The following is a 7,039-nucleotide window of genomic DNA, read 5'->3' on the forward strand; positions in this document are numbered from 1 at the left end:
AAAAAAATGCAAATTATAGTTAATAAACTAAAGGATAAAGTTTCAGAAAAGAAAGCTAAGGGCATTACATTTCATTACCAAAGTGTTTCTCACTTTGTTGTCATGTGTGGTAAAGCAGATTATTCGCGCCTGCCTCCAGAAGATTTAGAGCACATTCTTTCGATAGATGAGTTTATACAATTAGCTCAACAGAAGAATTTTAATAATATGTTCCGCAAGCATCTGGAACGTGATGGTCGCATATATGATATTAAAAAAGAATATCACGCCATTATTGATGAAATTTTTGCGCCTGACCAAATTCAACCACGCTCTTTGATTATTAATAATCATGAACGAGGTGACTTGATCTTACCGCATCCTAAAAAGATTTATAGCGAGTATAAAGCGCATTCATTGACCATCGTTGGTGAAAAATCTTTAATGCGTTGTTGGGATTTTAATGAATTCAAGTTGAGTAACTCAAGAATGAGTCAGCCTCAACATCGATTCAACTTGATCTGCAATGAGCGCCGGGTTTTCCAAAAAATTAAAACAGAAAAGCCTGATCTTTATCAAAGTTGTTTGCACCCGATTACAAACCCAAGTCTTGATGACATGACATCAAAATATAATGAGTTGTATGAGTTGCCTGAGAACAGCTATCGAGTCAACGAATTCATCGGCGCTTATGCTGAGAAAATGTCTGAATCTGAGAAATTGGATTTATTCCAGATTTTGCTTGGTAAATTTAATCACCTACATCAAATGGGAATTACTCATGGTGATGTGGGTGATCATAGTGTGTGGATCTCTTATAAAAAGGAGATATTGCTATCCAATTTTTCGGCAGCAAATGATCAAACACAGCCCTCGAAAATTGACCCTGAACTGGCTAACGAACTCCCATTTTTGAATACAACAGCTCATCTTCCGAATCTTGCGCTGACAGCTGCACAAAAGGATGTGTATTGGTTAGGGCAGTTAATCCTTCATATTTGGAAGAATGCTCGACTGAGCCCACGTTCATTGAAAAAATTTAGTCTTGAGGAGCGAGATCAGAACCACTGGTTAGAGCGTATTTTAACACGAGCTTTGACAGGGAAATATGATAATGCATGTGCAGTATTCCAAGATTTCTTAGCTCAAAAACCTGCTGAACAAGTTAGTTATGAACTTGATGCAGATGTACTGAATCCATATTTAAATCAGACAAATACCTATATCAGTTACCCGATATTTGGCGCGCCTATTGATGCTAACCAAAATTTTACACTCTATGCATCAGGCAACATGTTAGTCAAAACATGGATGGGTAAAGTTGCATCTGCAATGACAACTTATCAAAAGAGTTGTTTTAAGCGATTCTTTGAAGAACTTAAAATGACGCAGGCTCTCAATTTGCCATACCTTCCTAAGATTATTGATTTTGGTTTATCAACTAGCACAGCATGTGTGTATCTAGTAACTGAAATGGTAAAGGGTGAAGCTTGGTCAACGGTTATTGAGGGCTTAACTGAGGATGAAAAAAATGAACTTTCACTTCAGTTATTGCATTCTCTGAAAAAATTTCATGAGCATGGCTTTCAACATGGAAACTTGGATGATGAAAAGATTCTAGTAGATAAAACAAACTTGAAAGTTAGTTTTAATGATTGCTTCCATCCTGAAGTACCACAACCTGATTCTTCTAATGCTTATTTCCCATCTGATATTGAAGATCCAACAGTCATTCAGTGTGACAACTTTACTGCATTGAAATTAATCGCAGATCTATACGATATAGACTTGGCTGTGGATGATGTGGCTTCAATGGATCCTACTTTATCCTGGCTAAATACAGCCTTGAGCATAGAAGGAATGGAAGATCCAAGTGTACGCTATATTGATAATTCTCGCTTTATAGAGGCATTTGAATGTAAGGGTGCTATTGTAAAAGAAGCTCCTCAGATTAGTATTTATACAAGTAAGGTTGAGACGCCCTTTACGATTTATCCCGAAAACGGCAAAGTTTATATCCAACTTGAGGCAGCAAGTGAGGGGGATTTTCGATTTACACTTAGCGGAATCAATGGCATGTTAAAAGGGTTTTATAAGCCCCATGAAAATCAATTAAGTTTCCTTGATTTTGTCAAAAAACAAGACCTGTGGTGGAAGGCTAGTAGGGATGCAGATCTGACTATTGATGTTAGCATTGAAGTCCACCCGATATCTGGGATGAGTAAGCGTGACAACATTGTAGAGTTAAATGACTTCTTAGCAAAAGATCAAAACTTTAAGGATGCTATTGAACAGTTTAAGCAAGCACAGCTCAAAAGGACTCAAGAGAAAGAGGAAACATTACGGGCTCTGCGTGAACAAAAAGCATTACAAGAAGAGATAGGCGATGTTATAGCTACTGATGAGCTTATGGCACAGCCAATGAGTCATCTGCCTACACATAGCCACTTAATTGATATTGAAACGAAAGAGTTGTGGAAAAAAGTCATGGCGACTGAGCGTCATGCACATCCTACAATCACTCTGTCTGAGCCGTTAAAGATAGTTTCGAGCAAACATTTTAAAGATTCAAAGAGTGCTATTGCATACTATGACTCTGCAGAAGATGTTTCAGCTAAATTTTCAAAGACCGATAAAGTCGATGTAATGTGCACTAAAGAAACTGGGGCGGGAGGTGATTACACTTTCTGCATAGGTACGGTGAATATTGCGCAATCAAAAGTCGGAGAATTGTGGATCGATTTTTGTAAAAAAACAAATGAAGTTCCTGAAGAAGCAACACTGTTTCTACAAAGCAAGGCAGATAAGTCATCTAATCGGAAACGTGCAGATGCTCTGACAAATATTCTGAGTAATAAGGCTGTCATTGAAAATCTCGTAGATTACTTTGAACCATCATTAGTGATTGAAGCAAAAGATTATGAGATTGAAGTGCCTGATGAAGATCTAGATCACTATAACAAATACAAAAATGGGGAATTGGTTAAAGCCCTCAATCCATTACAACGTAAAGCGTTCCGTAATGTGCTTAAGTATGGACCTGTATCACTATTAAAGGGACCACCAGGAACCGGCAAAACTGAATTTATCTCTATACTGGCTCACTATCTCTATGATAAACAAAATGTATCTAACATCTTAATTGTTAGTCAGTCGCACGAAGCTGTAAATACAAGTGTTGAGCGTATACGTCAGCTATGCACAGAGTATGACACACCATTAAGTATTGCTCGAATAAGCAATAAAGAGAGTGCTGTGTCTCCTGAATTAAAAGATGTCTATACAGGCTCAATTATTACGAGCCAGATAGAGCTGTTTAAGTCTAATATTAAAGAAAGAGTGCTTGAGCTTGCAAAAGATTTATCACTTGAAGCTGAATACTTGAGCGATCTTTATGAAATCAGAGTCACTATTTTAAATAGTCTTAAATCTGCGTATCAGTCAATCGACCAAGATGATCTTGATCAAAAGTTTAGTTTCTCATTAGAAGAGTATACCCAGGCTTTCAAATCAGCAATGCATAAGCTGAAGAGCATGTTTGACGGAAATCAAGACTTTTGGGATCAACTGGAAGACTGTATCAATGATAAAGAGATAACAGTATTAAACCAGTTAAATAAGATCGACATGATTACGTTCGCAGCACTTAATCAATACTACGGGGTATCTAATGAGGAAGGACTTAAAGCGAAAGCCTTGATCAATATTGCCCTAGATTATGAACCATTAATTGAAAGCCAAAATGCTAATTATGAAAGTTTTCTGGTCAAAACAAGGCAATTAGTCTGTGGCACATGCGTTGGTGTTGGCCAACAAAGTATTGGAATCGCCAATCACGTATTTGATTGGGTGATTATTGATGAAGCAGCACGTTCAATCGCTTCAGAATTGGCAATTGCAATGCAGTCAGGTGCACGTATTTTATTAGTTGGGGATCAAGACCAACTTCCTCCACTATATTCGAGCGATCATATAAAGGCTTTAGCTAAGCAACTTAAGATATCAGATGATGATTTGGAAGATAAATTACAAAGCGACTTTGGCCGTATCTTTAATTCACATTATGGACTAAAGGCTAGTTCAGAACTCTTGTCACAGTACCGAATGAGTCCGAGCATCGGCGAATTAGTTTCAGACTGTTTTTATGAAGGAAAACTTGAAACTGAAGTTGTCGATTCTCGTGGTTTAAGTGATGAAGAGCTGAAAGAAATTAAGTTAAAGCGGATTGTGCCTGATAACTATGCATCCGACATCGTAATAGAATTGAATTCAACAGTTACTTGGGTGGATACTGGGAATGCTGAGCATTTCAAAATGGAGAAAGGTAGTAGTATTTATAACCCACATGAAATTAATGAAATTATCGATTTTCTTCAGCGGATTGACCAAGACAAACTCTTGTTAAATAAATTAGTGCCAGAGCCTGATTCCCTTAAAGAGCCTGCTATTGGTGTAATTTGTACCTATGCTGAGCAAAAAAACCGGTTAAGAAAAGCCTTCTCTTTGTGTGAAGTGTCAGATGCATTGAGATCAATTGTGCGTATTGATACGGTGGATAGTTATCAAGGTAAACAGAATAAGATCATCATTCTCTCAGTTACGCGAAATGATCCAACTAAGTTTCCTGCATTTTTGAAGTCACCAAATCGTGTGAACGTGGCTTTATCTCGCGCAATGGATCGTCTTGTAATCTTTGGTGCGTCAGAAATGTGGCAAGGAGTCAACAGTAACTTACCTTTAGGACGCGTATTAAATTACATCAAGTGCCGTGAAAATCAGACTTTAGAATATCGATATATTTCAAAACGCGCCATTGTCAAAATAGTACAAAACAATCCGCACATTAATAAAAATAGATCAAAAAAATATAGAAAGGCAGGGGTATAACTCATGGAAAATTCACTAAGAAGCTATCATGACGTAGATGTTACATTGCCATCACAACTATTCAATGTGGCATTTAGCTATACCACAACAGATACCTTAGATTTTATTGATTCTATGGTATTGCGCCTATTGGTAATTGCACCACTTTCTGCTGAAAAAATAGCGCGGTTCTTAGGGTTATCTAATCATGAAACAGATGTGCTATTAACTAAATTATTAAAACAAATGCAGATAAAACATCTTGAAGATGATCGATTTGCTCTGACTCAGCGACTTGAGAAAGCATTCTCGGATGTTTGTGCAATTCCTTATGTAAATAAGATTGAGGACAATATTCAAAAGATGAGTTTTGAGATGATTGGCTTGAATCCTGAGCCAGTTAATCCCAACGCATCTGACAATGGGGCAAATTCAATTAAATTAGATGCTTCTAACCAATACCTTTCAAATGGTGAGTCTTTGGTTAGTAAGGAGTTTCAGAAAAATTTTCGATTTTATTTCAGCCAAGGATTAGTTAAGTTGAATCCATCAGTGGATGAAAAGAAGCTGCAACTGTATAAAATGAGCCAAGTGGAAAAATTGCGAGACCATTCTCGTCGTTTTACATTACCATTGACGCTTGATGAGAATTATACACCTACAGAGATTAGTGATTTTAATCACATGGAAAATCTTAACAAAATCGAAGATTCTCTTTACGCTGCTCTTAGATCAGCTAAGAAGCCACAAAATATTGAGGATATTCTAAAGGTACTCCATGAATTAGATATGGAGGATACTTTTTCAGTTGAATCTATTTTTAGCGAGAATAAGCTTAATTTAGATCGCTTATTTAAGCTAGAACACAAATCCAATGAATACTTTATCGGGCCAATATATTCTAAGGAAAATTCAGACCTGTTTTTCAAAACAATCAAACAATATCAAGACCAGAATAATGATGATAAACAGCTGTATTGGTTAGCTCCATCAGATGAATTTTGGGGTAAGTCAGATAGATTTAGTGATTTTATTGATCGTTTATCGACAACCACAATTACCAAAAACTTTAAATGCTTCTTACCAGTGGCATACAGAAATGATAAACAATCAATCGCAAGTTATAAAAAACTAATCACAGCTGAGGCAGGAGCCAAGCACTTTCTAACGTTTAAGGAAAGTAGTGTAGTTTTTGACGGTAATTTTGAGCTTTTGGTTATGAAAGACTCTTTTTGTGTTTTGATTATTCACGTTAGTGATTCATCCACAAATATTTTAACAACAGTGCCTGTGGGTATTATTGTCAAAAATAAGGCTATTGCCCAATCGTTTTATAAGTTTTTTGAAGACTTAGAGAACGATGGAGAGAACTTCTTTGGTTTATTAAATTCTAAAAAATAGAATAATCATCTTAAAAAGCTAGCAGATTTGCTAGCTTTTTTAAACTCAAATTAGAGTGGCAACAATCCAGACCAGACATTTCTACTTTGAAGGTAAGCGTCCGCTGAATCCCATACCTATTTTTTAATTCGATTTAGGTTTCCAGCGGTGTGGTAGCAATTCTTCAATTTGGGTCACTTTGTGTGTAAGCTCTACCCAATTGTTGCATATCGGTAGATTGCCATCATCCAGATAGCGGCTTAAGGCTGGCCAACGCTTCAGAGTGTAATTGATAGCCTTGGCGGTGGGAGAACTCGATGGCACTGTCAGATGATGTTGGTTGAGCCATTCATATAGTTGTTGCATCACTGGTTGACTATGCTGTTGTCGGTATTCGCGGCGGTCTTCCGCTGTACCATCGGTCTTTTTCCTGAGTTCTGCTTCTATCGCATACAGTTTCTGAATCAGCACTAAGGCCTGTTCAGCAACCTGACTTTTCCCAGTTACATGCAGTTCATGGAATTTACGACGTGCATGGGCCATGCACCCCACCTCAATCACCTGGCCTGATTTAAAACGTGCTTTATAACCACTGTAATCATCACAGACTAGATAGCCCTGCCAGCCTTTCAAGAACTCTTCAGCATGCTGGCCTGAACGACTATCCTGAAAGTCATAGATCACCGCCTGAACTGGATTGTACTGTGTAGTGGCATAGGCCCAGACATAACCTTTCTTCGGTTTTTTCTCATTCTCACCCATCCGCATGATGGTGACCGGTGTTTCATCTGCATGCAGCACCTGCTGTTGTAGT

At 37.6% G+C, this 7,039-nt stretch carries 3 protein-coding genes; 2 read left to right on the forward strand and 1 reads right to left on the reverse strand.

Annotated elements, in window-relative coordinates; genetic code table 11:
* Nucleotides 1-6 precede the first annotated feature (6 nt).
* Together ACY3FQ_RS03375 and ACY3FQ_RS03380 are read left to right on the forward strand one after the other, a co-directional pair.
* Complete coding sequence (locus tag ACY3FQ_RS03375; RefSeq protein WP_307878418.1) at nt 7-4,866, forward strand: AAA domain-containing protein; 4,860 nt, start codon at nt 7-9, stop codon at nt 4,864-4,866.
* 3 nt (nt 4,867-4,869) lie between these two features.
* Entirely contained in the window at nt 4,870-6,246 is a 1,377-nt protein-coding gene (locus ACY3FQ_RS03380) for a hypothetical protein (RefSeq protein ID WP_005005738.1), read from the forward strand.
* A 123-nt stretch (nt 6,247-6,369) separates the two neighbouring features.
* Here ACY3FQ_RS03380 and tnpC read toward each other — a convergent pair.
* On the reverse strand, nt 6,370-7,039 hold a 670-nt coding region (gene tnpC, locus ACY3FQ_RS03385; protein ID WP_489773631.1), incomplete at its 5' end, for an IS66 family transposase.

It is taken from the genome of Acinetobacter sp. AB03, from assembly GCF_058107045.1.